This is a genomic window from Shinella sp. 1A1 (assembly GCF_055379515.1).
Genome location: NZ_AP039672.1, coordinates 1,109,121 through 1,124,363, shown reverse-complemented (window position 1 = coordinate 1,124,363; position 15,243 = coordinate 1,109,121). Strand labels below are relative to the sequence as shown.

Below are 15,243 nucleotides of genomic sequence, written 5' to 3'. Positions count from 1 at the left end.
GGGATTGTCAAATCCAAATTTGAAATCTAGATTTGAATTCTGAAAGGGAGACCGACATGGCGCGAGGCGCAAGACGATCGTCTGTCTCCGGCCCGCGGCCGGATGGCGCCGCCACGCGCGCCAGCCTGCTGGAGGCTGCCGGACCGGTCTTCGCCGAGCACGGTTTCGACCGGGCGACCGCCAAGGAGATCGCGCTCCGCGCCGGGGCGAATGCGGCGGCGGTCAACTATCATTTCGGCGGCATCGCGCCGCTCTATGCCGAAGTGCTCGCCGAGGCGCATCGCCGCCTCGTCAACTATCAGGCGCTGGCGCGCGCCGCGTCGGTCGATATGGACCCGAAGGACAGGCTGCGGCGCCTGATCGGCCTCCTCGTGCGCGTGGTGCGCTCGCAGGGCGATGCCTCCTGGCCGGCGAAGCTGATCGCGCGCGAGCTCGTCTCCCCGACGCCGCATTTCGAAAGGCTGCGGCGCGAGGAGCTGGAGCCGAAAAAGGCGCTGGTCTTCGGCGTCATTGCCGAGATCATGGGCGTTTCCACCGATCATCCCCTCGTCGCCCAGGCCGCCCTTTCCATCATGGCGCCCTGCTTCATGCTACTGATCGCTGAAAGGCGCCTCTCGGAAGTGATGCCCCCGCTCGGCCGCGGCCATGTGAGCAACGAACGGCTCGCCGCCCGCCTGGCGGCCTTCGCGCTCGGCGGCATCGCGCAGCTTGCGTCGGGCGAGGGCGAAGCTTGAGGGCATTGCCAACACGGTGGCCGACCTGCTTTAGGTGCTGCTCGATTCCGGTGCGTTAGCGCCGTGCACTGAAGGAGGACTTCTCCATGATCGTTTCCGAATACACCATTCCCGGCCTCCATGTGCGCGACCATGTCGTGAGGGTGCCGCTCGACTGGTCGAAGCCCGAGGGCGAGACCATCGAGCTCTTCGCCCGCGAGGTGGTCGATCCCGCCCGCAAGGACGAGATGCTGCCGCTCCTCTGCTTCCTGCAGGGCGGGCCGGGCGGCAAGTCGCCGCGCCCGACGAAGGGCAGCCCCTCCTGGCTCGCCAGGGCGCTGAAGACGCATCGCATCATCCTGCCGGACCAGCGCGGCACCGGCCGGTCCACCCCGGTCGACGCGGCGACCATCGCCCGCTTCGACGGCGAGGCCGGCGCCGACTATCTCGCCTGCTTCCGCGCCGATTCCATCGTCGACGACCTCGAACATCTCAGGAAGGCCGCCTTCGGCGGCGTGCGCTGGCAGACGCTCGGCCAGAGCTATGGCGGCTTCCTGACACTGACCTATCTCAGCCGTGCGCCGGAAGGCCTTTCGGCCTGCTATGTCGCCGGCGGCATTCCGAGCCTCGACCCCTCCGCCGAGGCGGTCTATCGTCACACCTATCCGCGCGTGCGCGCCAAGAACGATTTGTTCTACAAGCGCTATCCGGACGATCGGGCACTCGTTTCGCGCATCGCCGATTTCATCGAGGCCAATCCGGTGATGCTGCCCGATGGCGACCGGCTCACCGTGCGCCGCTTCCAGAGCCTCGGCCTCGACCTCGGCATGGGGCCGGGCCATGAGAACATCCACTGGCTGCTCGACGAGGCCTTCGCGGCGCCGGATCGCCTCTCCGACCAGTTCCTCGGCTCGGTGATGCATCAGACCGCCTATAGCGGCAATCCGCTTTTCGCCGCGATCCACGAGGCGATCTACGGACAGGGCGAGGGGGCGACCGGCTGGGCGGCCGAGCGGCTGCTCGGCGAATTCCTGGAATTCGACGCCAGGGCGCGGCCGCTCCTCTTCACCGGCGAGATGATCTATCCGTGGATGTTCGAGGAGATCGCGCTGCTGAAGCCCTTCCGCGCTGCCGCCGAGGCGCTTGCCCGGCGCCCGCGCTACAGTCGCCTCTACGACAGGGCCCGCCTGGCCGAGAACGCCGTGCCTGTCTCGGCGGTCGTCTATCATGACGACATGTATGTCGATGCCGGCCTCTCGCTGGAGACGGCCCGTACTGTCGGCAACGTGGATGTCTGGATCACCAACGAATTCGAACATGACGGCATCCGCCAGTCGGCTTCCGTCTTCGAACGGCTCGTCACGATGGTGGCGGAAAAGGGCGGTCCGCTGAAGGCGGGCCGTTAACCGGTCCGATCAGAGGAAGGGTGAAAGCGCGGCCGGGATGCCGAGAACGATGACGAGGCTGAGAAGGACGGCGGTCGCAAGCTTCAGGCGATTGCGTTTGCGCGTCGTTTCACCGGTCCAGTCATAGGCCATGGTCGTCCCCTCATAGGCATGCGATCCGCACGTGAATCTGCGGAAACGCAAATCTGCCTCGCTCGCCGGCACAAGGCAAGTCTCCTGTCCTTCGACAAGGGAATGGTGAGGACCCGGGAGCGCCTCGTATCGCTCGACCGGGTCCCTGCGTGACCGATGCGGCTTGGGCATCACATCGGGCCGCGCAGCTTGTAGGAAAGGAACGGACGGCGCCCGGCTTTCCACGCGTTCGCGGCAGCGGGCATGGGCTTCCTTGAGGATGAGGCGGGCGCGATAGGCGCTGAGCGGCGCGGGCTCGTCGGCAAGCCGGTGTGCCTCGATCTGCCGGTCGATATCGCGTATCGCGCGGGCGAGACGGTCGGCGGGCGCGTGGTCCCGGAAGGGGCGACGGAGGCGCTGGTGGGGCATGGTCATTCCTCGAATCGGGCTCCATCATGGAGCGGCGCCAAGGTACCGCCTCGTCCGGTCGATCCCACCTACCGGCGATTGCGAGCGGCGCATTGGTATGCGGCCCGTAAACCGGCAGGGAAGGATTTTAATCGAATTTTCATCATCTGCGTTGTGCCGGAAAAGCGCGGGCGAGAAAGACGCATGGCCTGTCCCGTAGACGGACAGCATGCCTCCTCCGCCCCCCGAACGGGATTGGCCCGCCCCATGTTCCCCGGCAGGTGTGCTGCAATTCTTTGGTGCCGGTCGCGGGCTTGCGGAAAGCCGACGGCGGCTGTCAGCGAGTGAAGATGAGCGCCATGCCGATGACGACGAGGGCCGCGCCCGCCCAGGCGCCGCCGGCGGGCCGTTCGCCGGTGCGCAGCCACAGCATCGGCAGGATCATGACGGGCGAGGTGGCCGAGAGGGTCGAGACGATGCCGACCTTTCCGCCGGAAAGCGCAAAGAGCAGCAGCGTCATGCCCATCGCCAGCGCGAGAATGCCGGTCAGCGCGGTGAGGACCGCGATCTTCAGCGTCAGCGGCCCCTTCGGCTTGACGGAGGGGATGGGGAGCTGGATCAGGATGCTGAGGCAGAAGGCCGCCACGCCGACGCGCATGAGCGAGGCGAGGAAGGGATCGATGCCCGTCTCCATGACGGGACGGGCGATGATGGAGCCGATCGCCTGGCCCGTCGCCGCGCCGATCCCCAGCAGCACGCCGATCCAGAGCGGCCCCTTGACCGTTTCCCACTGGTGGATCTGCGCTCGCCGCTTGCCGAAGAGAATGGCGAGGAACACGCCGGCCGCCGTCAGCGCGATGCCGGCGATCGCAAGCGGCGGCAGGGATTCGCCGAGCACCAGCCAGCCGAGCAGGGCGGCGATCGGTGCGTTGAGCGCGAAGAGGATGCCGGAGCGGCGTGGGCCGACGCGGTTGAGCGTCGCAAAGAGCAGCGTATCGCCGATGAAGATGCCGATGAGGCCGGAAAGCAGCAGGGGGCCCGCATTGGCCATGTCGAGCTGATGCCACGCCCCGCTGGCGAGCACATAGAGCGCCAGAAGCCCCGTGACGAAAATCTGGCGGGCGCGGTTGAAGGCGAGCGCCCCGAGATGGCCGGCGGGCCCCGCCGAGATCAATCCGGTGAAGGCCCAGCAGGTCGCGGCGCCGAGGGCGGCAAGTTCGTGGATCGGCATCTGGTTCCGCCCGGTGAGGTGCTTTGCGGCGAAGATGCCGTCCATCCCGTTAAAGCGCGATCGGGCGGCTCCCGTCCAGAGCCGTTTCCGGCAATCAACAGCGGCTTCGTGCGGCACCCGTCGGCCGGGTGCGGAACCAAACGCTCTTCCGGGGATTTTGATCGCGCGAACCAGTGACGTCAGCAAACAAGGCGGCAGAGAGTGCAAAGCGAAGGGTTTCCGTTGACCGGGGCAGCAACCAGCATGCCTTCCTCCATCATCCAGCCCGGCCGCAACGCCTGGCGTGTTGCGAGCGCAGACAGGCTGAGCGTGCTCGTCGACGGCGAGGCCTATTTCGAAACGCTGGAAAGCGCGCTGGAACAGGCGCGGCAGGAAGTCTGGGTCGTCGGCTGGGATTTCAATCCCGACATCCGCCTGCGGCCCGGCGATCCGCAATCCCCGACGCTCGGCGCCTTTCTGCTGCGGCTCGTCGAAGAGCGGCCGGCGCTGACGATCCGCGTGCTGGTCTGGGCGATGGGGCCGGTCTATTCCGGCAAGTCGCTGAAGATGTTCCGCAAGCGCCGCTGGTCGTCCCACCCGCGCATCATGCTGGCTTTCGACAGTCGTCACCCGCTGCGGGGATCGCACCACCAGAAGCTCGTCGTCGTGGACGACCAGGTCGCCTTTGTCGGCGGCATCGACCTGACGGCCAAGCGCTGGGACACGAGCGCCCACCGCGCCGACGATCTCCGCCGCACGATGCCTTCGGGCAAGCGCTACGAGCCGGTGCACGACATGCAGGTGGGGCTGGAAGGCGAGGCGGCCCGGCTTGCCGGCGACACGGCGCGCCATCGCTGGCTTCTCGCCACGGACGAGGCCGTCCCGGCGCTGAAAATCCCGGCCGATATCCGTCTCGACGGGCAGGTCGCCGACATGACGGCGGTCGGCGTCGCCTTCGCCCGCACGGAGCCGGCGATCCGCGGGCGTGAGGGCATCGCCGAGGCGGTGGAGCTCACCATCGCGGCCCTCAAGGCCGCCCGCCGCCAGATCTATATCGAAAGCCAGTATTTCGCCTCGGTGCGGGTTTGCGACGTGCTGTGCGAAAGGCTTGCCGAGCCGGACGGGCCCGAGGTCGTCATCGTCTCGACCCTGAGTTCCCACGGCATGATCGAGCGTCTGGTGCTCGGGGCCAACCGCGACCGCTTCATCCGTCGCCTTGCGCAGTGCGACCGGCAGGGGCGGATGCGCGCCTTCTATCCCGTCGTGCCGAAGGCCGACGGTTCGGAGCAGGAGATCATCATCCATTCCAAGTTGGTCATCGTCGACGATGCCTTCCTGCGCATCGGCTCCTCCAATCTCAACCAGCGCAGCGAGGGACTGGATACCGAGCTGGATATCGCTGTTGAGGCGCAGACAGATGCGGCGCGGCGCAGCATCGTCACGTTGCGCGACCGGCTGCTGGCCGAGCATCTCGATGCGGATGCCGGGACATTCGGCGCTGCCGTGCGCGCGGAAGGGCGTCTCGGCACGGTGATCGATGCTTTCAATGGCAAGGCGCGGGGGCTGCGGCCGTTCCGCGACGCGAAGGGTGGCCGGGCGACGGCGCCCGTTCCGGGCACCGCGCTCGTCGATCCGGTGGCGCCCTGGTGGCCGCTGTCCGGCTGGTTTGCCGGCTGGCGGGCGCTGCCTGGCCGTCAGCCGGGATTCTTGCGCAGGGCTTCCTCGCCGTTGGCATCCAGCAAGGCTTCGCTGGCGAGCAGGCAGACCACCCCGAGCGGAAGCGGGATGAAGAAATAGGCCGCCCGGAACGCGATCAGCGCGCCGATCGAGGCCGAGCTCCCGAGAAGAAAGACGATCGCGGCCTCCATGACGCCGAGCCCGCCGGGCACGTGGCTGACGAGGGCCGTGAGGTTGCCCACCACATAGGCCGCCGTCGTTTCCATATAGCCGACGTCACCGTTCAGGAGTTGGTGAAGGCACGCCGCGACGAAGGCGAAATTCGCCGTGCCGACCGCCAGTTGCAAGGCAGCCAGCCCCGGCGAAGGCAGCGCGAAGCGCCAGTGCCGGACACGCACCTCGCCGCGCAGAAAAGCGGAAAGCGCAAGATAGGCGGCGCCGACTGCAAGGCAGGCAAGGCCGAGCGCCAGCGAGGCGGTCCTGCCGAGACCCGCCACCTTGCCGGCGGTGCCGGGAAGCAGGATGAGGCAGACGCCCGCGAGCACGATCAGCCCGAGGCCGACCGTCACCCCGCAGAAGACGATCAGCTTGGCGATCTCCTCCGTATCGAGGCCCCAGCGCCTGTAGAAGCGGTAGCGCACCGCGCCGCTGCTGAGCGCCGCGATGCCGACATTGTGGCCGATCGAAAGGCTGGTGAAGGAAGCGAGCGCCGCCTGCCGGTAGAGGAGCGGCTTGCCGACATAGCGCAATGCCAGGAAATCGAAGAAGGTCAGGCAGACATAGGAGCCGGCCGAGAAGGCGAGCGCCAGGGCGAAATTCATCTTCGGGATCGCGGAAACGGAGTTGCGGATATCCTCCCAGGAATATTGGCTCAGCGTCCGGTAGATCAGCCAGCCGGCGACGAGAACGGCGCTGGTGACGGCGGCGTGGAGGATATGGGTGCGTTTCATGCGTCTTCCTTCAGTTCGAGGGAGCGGAACGAAAACAACGCCTTCCGTGTTCCAATGGCGTCCGGGGCTTGAGAGGAAGGCATGGGAAGGCGACTGCGACTGGTGACCTACAACGTGCATAGCTGCTTCGGCACGGACCGGCGGCTCGATCCCGGCCGCATCGCCGAGGTGATCGCCGAATGCGAGGCGGATATCGTCGCGTTGCAGGAGGTGGATGTCGCGCGGGCGCGCAGCGGCGGCATCGACCAGGCCGAAAGCATCGCGAAGCATCTGAGCATGGTCTCGCATTTCCACCCCGCGCTCCATCTCGAGGAGGAGCGCTATGGCGATGCCCTGCTGACGGCGCTGCCGACGCGGCTCGTCAAGGCCGGGGGGCTGCCGTCCCGCGGGGAGCCGCGCGGCGTGCTCTGGGTGGAAGTGCCGGCAGGCGAGGCGAGGCTTCAGATCTTCGTCACCCATCTCGGCCTTCTCGGCGCCGAGCGCGTGCGCCAGACCGAGGCGCTGATCGGGCCGGACTGGCTCGGCGCGCCGATGCCGGGGGATGCGCGCATCCTCTTTGCCGGCGACCTCAACGCGGTGACGCGCTCGGCCTCCTACAAACTTCTCGTACGGCGGTTGAAGGATGCGCAGGTCGAGGCCGGCGGCCGGATCCGGCCGACCTTCCCATCGCGCTTCCCGCTCCTGCGCCTCGACCACATCTTCGTCGGCGAGGGGGTCAGGGTCCGCCGCACGGCGGTGCATGACACCCCTCTCGCCCGCCGCGCCTCCGACCACCTGCCGCTATGGGCCGATCTGGAGATCGAATAGCCTTCGGTGCTTTACGGCTGCCTGCTGTTGCGGACCTGCTTAGGCGTCAGCCCGTAGGCCTTGCGGAACGCGGTGCTGAAGCTGGAGACGTGGTTATAGCCGGCGAGATAGGCGGCAGTGCCGACCGGAACGCGCTCGTTGGCAAGCGCCGCCCGCGCCGTCTCCAGCCGCTGTTCGCGCACGAAGTCGAAGACCGTCACGCCGAAATGCTCCTTGAATCGACGCTGCACGGTGGAGGGGCTGGCGCCGACCTCGCTGGCGATCAGGTCTATGGTGAGGTCCTTGCCGAGATTGCCCAGGATATAATCGCGGGCGCGTTCGCAGGCCCTGAGGCTGAGGAAAGAGGGAGCCGGCGGGCTCTCCATCTCCTCCGCCATCATCGCCAGGCAGGATTGCCACATGATGTCGAGCCCCTGCGCCCTCAGATAAAGGGAGCCGAGCTCGCCTTCCAGCAGCGGCGGGGGATGCACGATCTTTTCCGCGAGCTGCAGGATGTGCTGCCCCGGCTCGAAGGAGAAATGCGCCAGGTGCCGGGCGAAGAAATCGTGCAGCGGCTTCGTCGGCACGCGGTCCTCCGTCTCCATCAGGCGACTCAGCCATGGCCGGGGCGCGGCGATCATGACCTTGCGCAGCGGCGCGCCGCTATTGGTGATGAAGCGCAGCGTGCTGTGCTGCGCGACGTTCAGCATGAAGACCAGCGGCATGCGCCTTTTGCCGGTGCCGGCCTCCAGCCGGAAGGGGACGTCGTCGATGACGAACTGCTGCTGCCCCTCCAGCACGATCATCAGCATGAATTTTGGCCAGATCGTCTGCTCGCCCGTATAGGGCGTGCAATTCGGCACATTCTCGACGGAACCGACGAAAAGTTCTTCCGGCGTATACAGCATGGGGTGGCCCTGAAGTCAGAATTCGATTGGTTCGGGTGCTGCGCGGCTATGCCGTTTCTGCGTAAATTTTTGACATTTCGGACAAAACCTTTCGCGTCGACAGAGGGGCGGGTGCTCCCTAATACATGAGTTCAGAAATCATGTTTATGCCCTTCCCTCGCGGGTGACAAGTCCGCCGCCCGAAGCGAAGGCAGGGGGCTTTCCCGCCCCTTCGATCGACCGGCTGGAGTACCGAGATGAAATTCACCCGCTTGATGCCGCTTGCCGGCGTTTCCCTGCTCGCTTTGTCTTCCGCCCTTCACGCCGAGGAGAAGAAACAGGAGGAGGTGACCGTGCTCGATACGATCACCGTCATCAACCAGGGCCGCGACAACGTGGTCGCCACGGGCGGCACGGTCGTATCCGAGGACGAGCTGGAGAAGCTGAAGCCGGCCAATGTATCCGAGCTGTTCTCGCGCCAGTCCTCCATCACCGTATCGGGCGGCGGCGGGCCGTCCAAGCGCATCCACGTCTTCGGCATGGAGCAGTCCAACCTTGCAGTGACTGTCGACGGCGTGCCGCAGACGGCGACGAGCTGGCACCACACGGGCTCCAGCGTCATCGATCCCGCCTTCCTCAAGCGCGTCGAGGTGGAAGCGGGCGCGGCCGCGGCCGATTCCGGCTTTGCCGCGGCGGCCGGCGCGGTGCGCTACGAGACGGTCGGCGCGAAGGACCTGCTGGAGGACGGCAAGGATTTCGGCGCGCGGATCGGCACTTCGGTCGGCACCAATGGCAGCGGCGTTTCCGGCAGTGCGGCGGCCTATGGCCGCGTCGGCGACTTCGACTGGTTCGTCATGACTCACGGCCAGAAGGGTAAGGACTACAAGGACGGCCATGGCGACGTCGTGAAGGGCACGGAACCGGCCGCCCGCAACATCCTCGCCAAGCTCGGCTACGAGATCGAGGACAACCGCTTCGAGCTCGGCTACGAGCGCAGCCGCGACAAGGCGGATCGCCTGATCAAGATGAACATGGGCTTGGCCGGCGATGAGCTGCACCCGCTGGAGGTCGCCCGCGACACCGTCAAGCTGACCTACAGCTCGACCGCCCCGACGGATCTCTGGGATCCCGAATTCATGCTGTATTACAGCCAGAACGATTACTGGCGGACCAACTACCAGAACCGCACGAACGGCAACATGGTCCTCAATGAGGACCTTTACGGCGGCAAGATCCAGAACACCTTCACGATCGATTCCGGCAAGATCACCGCCGGCCTCGATTTCGGCCAGCACGATTACCACACCGACAATTACGGCAACAACAATCGCCGCTACCGCGACTTCGACACCACGCAGGTCGGCGTCTTCACGCAGGGCCGCTTCGAATTCGACAACGGCTTCAACGTCTCGACCGGCGCGCGCTACGACACGCACCGCTTTAACGACTGGGACGACAAGCGCTTCTCCGACAGCGGCGCGAGCGTGAACGCGACGGTCGCCTACAAGTTCACCGAGAGCTTCGAGGTCTTCGCCGGCGCCTCGCGCACCTGGCTCGGCTACGTCATCGGCGATTACGGCTATGTCCATGCGCGCGACAACGCGTTCTACACCGACCCGTCCTTCGACACGGGCTCGGCGAAGAACTTCAAGGTCGGTGCGAATTTCGGCGGCGAGGACTGGAATGCCGGGGTGACGCTGTTCGACACGCGCATCAACGGCCTGCCGAACTACGACGCGCCCTCGCTCAATAACGATCCGAACGAATACCGCAGCCGCGGCGTCACGCTCAATGCGAGCTATACATGGGAGGAGACCACCTTCGGCGCGACCTTCACCCATGCCAGGGTGACGGCGGGCGGCAAGTCGGCCCTGCCGAACAGCGGAACCTTCATGCCGGTCGGCGACATGGCGACCTTCTACATCGACCACGCCATCCCCGACTACAACATGAAGGTCGGCACGACGGTGGCCTGGGCCGGCAAGATCTCCGACGCGCTGGCGACGGCGAGCGGCTTCTACGACCAGCCGTCCTATACCGTGGTCAACATTTATACCGAGTGGACGCCGCCGTCCTATGAGAACGTCACCCTGCGTCTCAGCGTCGATAACCTGTTTGACAGGAAGTATTTCGAGCGGTCGAGCTATGCCACGAGTTCGAACCGCGGTGGCATCGATCCGGTCTACGCGGCGGGCCGCACGATCACGCTGCATGCGGGCGTGAAGTTCTGATCTCCCGATCCCTGCCGCTTCGGCGGCAGGGGTTCTCGTGTTCTGAAAGGATAGTCCGTGCAGGAATCCGTCGCCTATCTCGAAACCGCAAGCGGCCGGAAATATCTGGTGCAGCTTTGCAAGCATTTTGCCCACAAGATCGCCGTCACCTATACGGAGAGCCGTGGGGACTGTCGCTTTCCCCGCGGCGAAGCCGTTCTCGAGGCAGACGAGAGCGGCCTCAGCATGGCCGTGAGCGCGGCGGACGAGGAGGGGCTCGCCCAGACGCAGGCAATCATCGAATCCCATCTGCTGCGCTTCGCCTTCCGCGAGAAACTGGAGGCGCTCGACTGGCGGCAGGCAAGGGCCGCCTGACCTTTTCAGGACGATCAGCATGACAGGTGAACCATGAAATTTTCCCGTTTCCTCCCCGCCTTCGCCGCACTTGCCCTCTCCGCGCTTTCGGCAAGCGCCATGGATGTCTCGACGGCGCGCGGCACGGTCTCGGTCGAAGGCGTGCCGAAGACGATCGCCGTCTATGACGCGGCGGCCATCGACACGCTGAACCGGCTCGGCATCCATCCGGCCGGGGTTCCCGACAAGCTTTACGTGCCGGAGCTGGAAGCGGCGAAGGGAAATGCGACGGCGGTCGGCACGCTGTTCGAGCCGGATCTCGAGGCGTTGAGCGCACTCGCGCCCGATCTCGTCATCGTCGGGTCCCGGTCGGCGGCCAAGGCGGAGGTAACGGCCAGGGTCGCGCCGACGCTCGACATGACCATCGACGGCGACAACCTCTTCGCTGACGCCAAGGCGCGGCTTGCCACCTATGGCGACCTGTTCGGCAAGGCAGAGGAGGCGAAGGTCGCCGCAGAGGAGCTGGACGCCAAACTCGCCGCGGCAAAGGCGGCCGTCGCCGGCAAGGGCAAGGCGCTGATCGTCATGACCAATGGTCCAAAGGTCTCCGCCTACGGGCCGGGCTCGCGCTTCGGCTGGGTGCATGGCGTGCTCGGCCTGCTGCCGGCGATGGAGGATATACAGTCCGCGACGCATGGCGAGGCGGTGTCCTTCGAATTCATCCGCGAGGCGAACCCGGACTGGCTGCTGGTGCTCGACCGCGCTGTCGCCGTCGCCTCCAGCGAACAGGCCGCCAAGGTCACGCTCGACAACGAGCTGGTGGCCGGGACGACCGCTTGGAAGAAGGGACAGGTCGTCTACCTGCCCGCCGCGGAATTCTACATCGCCGACGGCGGCGTGCAGTCCCTCGGCCGCGTGCTGGCGGCAATAACCGACGGCTTCTCCGCCGCGAAATGATGATCGCGGCATCTCCGTCAGCCCTGCGGACCGGCGTGGTCGCGAGCCTGGGGCTCGCGATCCTCTGCGTGCTGAGCCTCTTCGTCGGCGTCAGCCCGTTGTCGCCGGGCCGGGTGCTGTCCGATACGGAAGCCCTGCAGCTCCTCCTCGTCAGCCGGCTGCCGCGCACGCTCGCGGCCCTGCTTGCCGGTGCGGGGCTGGCGATCGCCGGGCTCATCATGCAGACGCTGTCGCGCAACCGCTTCGTCGAGCCGGCGACGGCCGGCACGGCCCAGAGCGCCGAACTCGGCATCCTTGTGGTGACGCTTCTCCTGCCCGGCGCGGCCCTCTGGGCGAAGACGCTGGTCGCGGGCATCGCAGCCCTTGCCGGCACCTCCGTCTTCCTCTTCACGGCCCACCGCCTGCCGCCGACGCAGCCCTTCCTCGTGCCGCTCTTCGGCATCGTCTATGGCGGCGTGGTCGGGGCGGCGGCGACCTTCATCGCCTGGCAGGCCGATCTCCTGCAATTCCTCTCGATCTGGACCAATGGCGACTTTTCCGGCGTACTGCGCGGGCGCTACGAGCTCCTGTGGATCACCGCGCTGATGGTCGCCGTCGCCTGGTTCGTCGCCGACCGCCTCACCATCATGGCGCTCGGCCGCGAGGCCAGCATCGGCCTCGGCATCGACTATGCGCGCATGATGCGGATCGGCCTCGTGCTGGTCTCCCTCATCACCGCGCTCTCGGTGGTCGTCGTCGGCATGATCCCCTTCGTCGGGCTTGCCGTGCCGAATATCGTCTCGCGCCTGAAGGGCGACAATGTGCGCGGCACGCTCGGCTGGGTGGCGGCCGGCGGGGCGGGGCTGGTGCTCTCCTGCGACATCGTCGGGCGGCTCATCCGCTACCCTTACGAAATCCCGGTGGGCACCGTGATGGGCGTCGTCGGCGCTGCGCTCTTCCTCTGGCTTCTCTTCCGGCGCGGCAGCCATGGTTGACCGCCGCCTGCTCGCCCTCGGTGCCGCGGCGCTTGTCGCCGCCGTCGCCTTCCTTTCGATCGGCCTCAAGGGCAATATCGCCTTCGTGCTGGAGCTGCGCCTCCTGAAACTCGCCGCGCTCGTACAGGTGGGGGTCGCCGTCGCCGTCTCCACGGTGATCTTCCAGACGGTCACCGGAAACCGTATCCTGACCCCGTCCATCATGGGGCTCGATGCGCTCTATCTCTTCGGCCAGATGGCGATGATCTTCCTGCTCGGCGGCGTCGGCTATGCGACACTCGACCCGCAGGTCAAGTTCGGTGCGGAAATCCTGCTGCTCATGACGCTTGCCTCGGCACTGCTGCTGCCGATGCTGAAGCGTCGTCTCGACATGGGGCTGATGCTGCTGGCCGGCGTGGTGCTCGGCGTGCTGTTCCGCAGCCTGCAGTCCCTGCTTGCCCGTCTCATAAGCCCCAACGATTTCGCTGTGGCGCAAGTCATGAGCTATGCCAATTTCAACGCGGTGCGGACCGATCTCCTCGCCTTTGCCGCGATCCTCACGCTTGCCGGTGTGGTCGCTGCCTGGCGCGCGCGCCATATGCTTGATGTGATTTCGCTCGGGCCGGACACCGCAACGGGGCTCGGCGTGAACTGGATGGCGACGGTGGCCGGCCTGCTGCTGCTCGTCTCCGGGCTGATCGCCGTTTCGACCGCGCTCGTCGGGCCGATGGCCCTGTTCGGCCTGCTGGTGGCGACACTTGCCGAGCGCATCGTCGGCACCCGCCGCCATGGAATGCTGTTGCCGGCCGCCGCGCTCACCGGCATCGTCACGCTTGTCGGCGGGCAGACGCTGTTCCAGCATGCGCTCGGCAATGCCACGGCGCTGGGCATCGTCATCGAATTCGTCGGCGGGCTTGTCTTCCTCCTGCTGCTGATCCTCGGGAGCCGCGCATGATCCGTATCGAGAACGTTTCCTTCAGGCACCGGACGACGCCGATCCTCAGCGACATCACGCTGACGATCCCGAAGGGCGGCGTCGTGGCGCTGATCGGCCCGAACGGCGCGGGGAAATCCACGCTGCTCTCCCTGATGGCGCGCCTGCAGCCGCTCCAGGCGGGGGCGATCGAGATCGACGGCCTGCCGGTGTATGAGACCTCTGGTCGGGAACTCGCCAGGGTCGTTGCGATCCTGCGGCAGGACACGACGGTCGCAAGCCGCCTCACCGTGCGCGAACTCGTCGGCTTCGGCCGTTTTCCGCATGGGCGCGGCCGGCTCACCGGGACTGACCGGGCCGTTATCGAGGCTGCGCTCGCCCGCTTCGACCTCACCGATCTTGCCGACCGCTTCATCGAAACGCTGTCCGGCGGCCAGCGCCAGCGCGCGCTCGTCGCCATGGCGTTCGCGCAGGACACCGGCTACCTGCTGCTCGACGAGCCGCTGAACAATCTCGACATGTATTATGCCCGCGAGCTGATGCGCGCGCTGCGCGCCATCGCCGACCGGGATGGCAAGACGATCGTCGTCGTTCTGCACGATATCAACCATGCCAGCGCCCATGCCGACCGTATCGTCGCCATGAAGGAGGGCCGCGTCGTCGCCGACGGTACGCCCGCCGAAACCCTGACGCCCGACATCCTCGAAGCCGTCTTCGGCTTCCGCATGCGGGTGGAGATGAAGGACGGCAAGCCTTTGGTGCTGCATCAACTCTGACAGGCGAAGCCTGCAGGCCGCGTTTCAGGGAAGCCTGAGCGTGTCCGTGAGGGCCAGCAGGCGCGCCAGCGCGTCGTCCAGCTTCTGCGCTCTGGTGTCGTCGACATGCTGGATGAAGGCGCAGGTCAGGACGGCGGTCGCGTCGCCGTCGGGGCCGAAGATGGGCGCGCTGATATCGGTGACGCCGACGAACTGGCCGGAAGCGCCGAGACGATAGCCCTGCCGGCGGGCCGCATCGATCTGGTCCTGGATGCCGGCGAGCGCGGCGGCGGAGGCGACGCCCCACTGGCGAAGCGTTTCCTCCACGCGCTCGGGCGCCTGGAAGGCGACCAGGGCTATTCCCGAACCCGTCGTGAAGAGGTCGAGCTGGCTGCCGACCCGGGCGCGAAATTCCCAATGGGAGACGGGGCTCGCCTGGGCGATGATGAGGCCCGCTCCGAATTCCGGGATGACGAGATGGCAGGACTGGTCCGTCTGGCGCGCGAAGTCGTCCATCAAGGGCTGCGCGCTGGCCGCCAGCCGCCGGTAGGGAGGATAGTGATTGGCAAGGACGAACATCTTCATCGACAGCGAGTACCGGTCGCCGCCTTCCGACCGGGCGACATAGCCTCGCGCGACCAGGCGCTCCAGCATGCGGAAAATCTGCGAGGGGCTGAGCCCCATCTCGCGCACGATCTCCGTCCGGGTCATGCCGCCGCTCTGCCGCGCCAGGATCTCGAGGATGTCCAGCCCCTTGTCGAGCGCCGGCGCGCGGTACTTGTCGTCCGCAGTGAGGTCTTCCCCGGATTCCGTCTTCAGCGTCTTCCTTGCCATTATGCCCTCCGATCCAGCACTCATACCGACCCTGTTGAAAAAAGACATAGGAGGCGACCTTGTCAAAGCGATTTGTATGTGAAACATTGTTTTATATA

General features: G+C 66.4%; 15 protein-coding genes. 10 read left to right on the top strand and 5 right to left on the bottom strand.

The window, feature by feature from the left end; translation table 11 throughout:
* Positions 1–56: 56 nt before the first annotated feature.
* Positions 57–734, top strand: a complete 678-nt coding sequence (locus ACZ48C_RS21995) for a CerR family C-terminal domain-containing protein (RefSeq protein ID WP_464782965.1) — start codon at positions 57–59, stop codon at positions 732–734.
* 86 nt (positions 735–820) lie between these two features.
* Positions 821–2,119, top strand: coding sequence for an alpha/beta fold hydrolase (locus ACZ48C_RS21990; RefSeq protein WP_464782964.1), 1,299 nt, complete (start codon positions 821–823; stop codon positions 2,117–2,119).
* Between the two features lie 9 nt (positions 2,120–2,128).
* Here the strand turns inward: ACZ48C_RS21990 and ACZ48C_RS21985 are convergent, their stop codons facing one another.
* Positions 2,129–2,659: a hypothetical protein gene (locus ACZ48C_RS21985; RefSeq protein ID WP_464782963.1), complete on the bottom strand. Its 531-nt coding sequence runs from the start codon at positions 2,657–2,659 to the stop codon at positions 2,129–2,131.
* Positions 2,660–2,975: 316 nt separating this feature from the next.
* Positions 2,976–3,869, bottom strand: coding sequence for a DMT family transporter (locus ACZ48C_RS21980; protein ID WP_464782962.1), 894 nt, complete (start codon positions 3,867–3,869; stop codon positions 2,976–2,978).
* A gap of 243 nt (positions 3,870–4,112) precedes the next feature.
* Here ACZ48C_RS21980 and ACZ48C_RS21975 point away from each other — a divergent pair, with 243 nt between their 5' ends.
* Positions 4,113–5,645, top strand: a complete 1,533-nt coding sequence (locus ACZ48C_RS21975) for a phospholipase D-like domain-containing protein (RefSeq protein ID WP_464782961.1) — start codon at positions 4,113–4,115, stop codon at positions 5,643–5,645.
* Here ACZ48C_RS21975 and ACZ48C_RS21970 read toward each other — a convergent pair.
* Positions 5,543–6,475, bottom strand: coding sequence for a lysylphosphatidylglycerol synthase domain-containing protein (locus tag ACZ48C_RS21970; RefSeq protein WP_464782960.1), 933 nt, complete (start codon positions 6,473–6,475; stop codon positions 5,543–5,545). The genes ACZ48C_RS21975 and ACZ48C_RS21970 overlap by 103 nt on opposite strands.
* Positions 6,476–6,556: 81 nt before the next feature.
* Here ACZ48C_RS21970 and ACZ48C_RS21965 point away from each other — a divergent pair, with 81 nt between their 5' ends.
* Positions 6,557–7,282, top strand: coding sequence for an endonuclease/exonuclease/phosphatase family protein (locus ACZ48C_RS21965; protein WP_464782959.1), 726 nt, complete (start codon positions 6,557–6,559; stop codon positions 7,280–7,282).
* Between the two features lie 11 nt (positions 7,283–7,293).
* Here ACZ48C_RS21965 and ACZ48C_RS21960 read toward each other — a convergent pair whose 3' ends face one another.
* A complete protein-coding gene (locus ACZ48C_RS21960; RefSeq protein WP_245424761.1) occupies positions 7,294–8,073 on the bottom strand; it encodes a helix-turn-helix transcriptional regulator in 780 nt (259 codons plus the stop codon).
* A 332-nt stretch (positions 8,074–8,405) separates the two neighbouring features.
* Here ACZ48C_RS21960 and ACZ48C_RS21955 point away from each other — a divergent pair, with 332 nt between their 5' ends.
* Genes ACZ48C_RS21955 through ACZ48C_RS21930 form a run of 6 tightly spaced genes read left to right on the top strand, consistent with a single transcriptional unit; the run spans position 8,406 to position 14,332 of the window.
* Positions 8,406–10,379, top strand: coding sequence for a TonB-dependent receptor domain-containing protein (locus ACZ48C_RS21955; protein WP_464782958.1), 1,974 nt, complete (start codon positions 8,406–8,408; stop codon positions 10,377–10,379).
* 57 nt (positions 10,380–10,436) lie between these two features.
* Entirely contained in the window at positions 10,437–10,733 is a 297-nt protein-coding gene (locus tag ACZ48C_RS21950; protein WP_318912917.1) for a DUF2218 domain-containing protein, read from the top strand.
* Positions 10,734–10,766: 33 nt separating this feature from the next.
* Positions 10,767–11,669 (top strand): siderophore ABC transporter substrate-binding protein, encoded by a 903-nt coding sequence (locus tag ACZ48C_RS21945; protein ID WP_464782957.1) that lies wholly within the window; start codon positions 10,767–10,769, stop codon positions 11,667–11,669.
* Positions 11,669–12,643, top strand: a complete 975-nt coding sequence (locus tag ACZ48C_RS21940; RefSeq protein WP_464782956.1) for an ABC transporter permease — start codon at positions 11,669–11,671, stop codon at positions 12,641–12,643. Before ACZ48C_RS21945 ends, ACZ48C_RS21940 begins: the two co-directional genes overlap by 1 nt.
* On the top strand, positions 12,636–13,577 hold the full coding sequence (locus ACZ48C_RS21935; RefSeq protein ID WP_464782955.1) for an iron chelate uptake ABC transporter family permease subunit: 942 nt from the start codon (positions 12,636–12,638) through the stop codon (positions 13,575–13,577). Before ACZ48C_RS21940 ends, ACZ48C_RS21935 begins: the two co-directional genes overlap by 8 nt.
* Positions 13,574–14,332: an iron ABC transporter ATP-binding protein gene (locus tag ACZ48C_RS21930; RefSeq protein ID WP_464782954.1), complete on the top strand. Its 759-nt coding sequence runs from the start codon at positions 13,574–13,576 to the stop codon at positions 14,330–14,332. Before ACZ48C_RS21935 ends, ACZ48C_RS21930 begins: the two co-directional genes overlap by 4 nt.
* A 24-nt stretch (positions 14,333–14,356) precedes the next feature.
* On the opposite strand, the gene ACZ48C_RS21925 is transcribed toward ACZ48C_RS21930, so the two are convergent.
* Positions 14,357–15,145, bottom strand: coding sequence for an IclR family transcriptional regulator (locus ACZ48C_RS21925; protein ID WP_119255139.1), 789 nt, complete (start codon positions 15,143–15,145; stop codon positions 14,357–14,359).
* Positions 15,146–15,243 lie beyond the last annotated feature (98 nt).

What these genes read in the sequence shown, in the direction of transcription:
- ACZ48C_RS21995 (WP_464782965.1), top strand. Translation starts at nt 57, where the DNA reads ATGGCGCGAGGCGCAAGACGATCGTCTGTCTCCGGCCCGCGGCCGGAT.
- ACZ48C_RS21990 (WP_464782964.1), top strand. Translation starts at nt 821, where the DNA reads ATGATCGTTTCCGAATACACCATTCCCGGCCTCCATGTGCGCGACCAT.
- ACZ48C_RS21985 (WP_464782963.1), bottom strand. Translation starts at nt 2,659, where the DNA reads ATGCCCCACCAGCGCCTCCGTCGCCCCTTCCGGGACCACGCGCCCGCC.
- ACZ48C_RS21980 (WP_464782962.1), bottom strand. Translation starts at nt 3,869, where the DNA reads ATGCCGATCCACGAACTTGCCGCCCTCGGCGCCGCGACCTGCTGGGCC.
- ACZ48C_RS21975 (WP_464782961.1), top strand. Translation starts at nt 4,113, where the DNA reads ATGCCTTCCTCCATCATCCAGCCCGGCCGCAACGCCTGGCGTGTTGCG.
- ACZ48C_RS21970 (WP_464782960.1), bottom strand. Translation starts at nt 6,475, where the DNA reads ATGAAACGCACCCATATCCTCCACGCCGCCGTCACCAGCGCCGTTCTC.
- ACZ48C_RS21965 (WP_464782959.1), top strand. Translation starts at nt 6,557, where the DNA reads ATGGGAAGGCGACTGCGACTGGTGACCTACAACGTGCATAGCTGCTTC.
- ACZ48C_RS21960 (WP_245424761.1), bottom strand. Translation starts at nt 8,073, where the DNA reads ATGCTGATGATCGTGCTGGAGGGGCAGCAGCAGTTCGTCATCGACGAC.
- ACZ48C_RS21955 (WP_464782958.1), top strand. Translation starts at nt 8,406, where the DNA reads ATGAAATTCACCCGCTTGATGCCGCTTGCCGGCGTTTCCCTGCTCGCT.
- ACZ48C_RS21945 (WP_464782957.1), top strand. Translation starts at nt 10,767, where the DNA reads ATGAAATTTTCCCGTTTCCTCCCCGCCTTCGCCGCACTTGCCCTCTCC.
- ACZ48C_RS21940 (WP_464782956.1), top strand. Translation starts at nt 11,669, where the DNA reads ATGATCGCGGCATCTCCGTCAGCCCTGCGGACCGGCGTGGTCGCGAGC.
- ACZ48C_RS21935 (WP_464782955.1), top strand. Translation starts at nt 12,636, where the DNA reads ATGGTTGACCGCCGCCTGCTCGCCCTCGGTGCCGCGGCGCTTGTCGCC.
- ACZ48C_RS21930 (WP_464782954.1), top strand. Translation starts at nt 13,574, where the DNA reads ATGATCCGTATCGAGAACGTTTCCTTCAGGCACCGGACGACGCCGATC.
- ACZ48C_RS21925 (WP_119255139.1), bottom strand. Translation starts at nt 15,145, where the DNA reads ATGGCAAGGAAGACGCTGAAGACGGAATCCGGGGAAGACCTCACTGCG.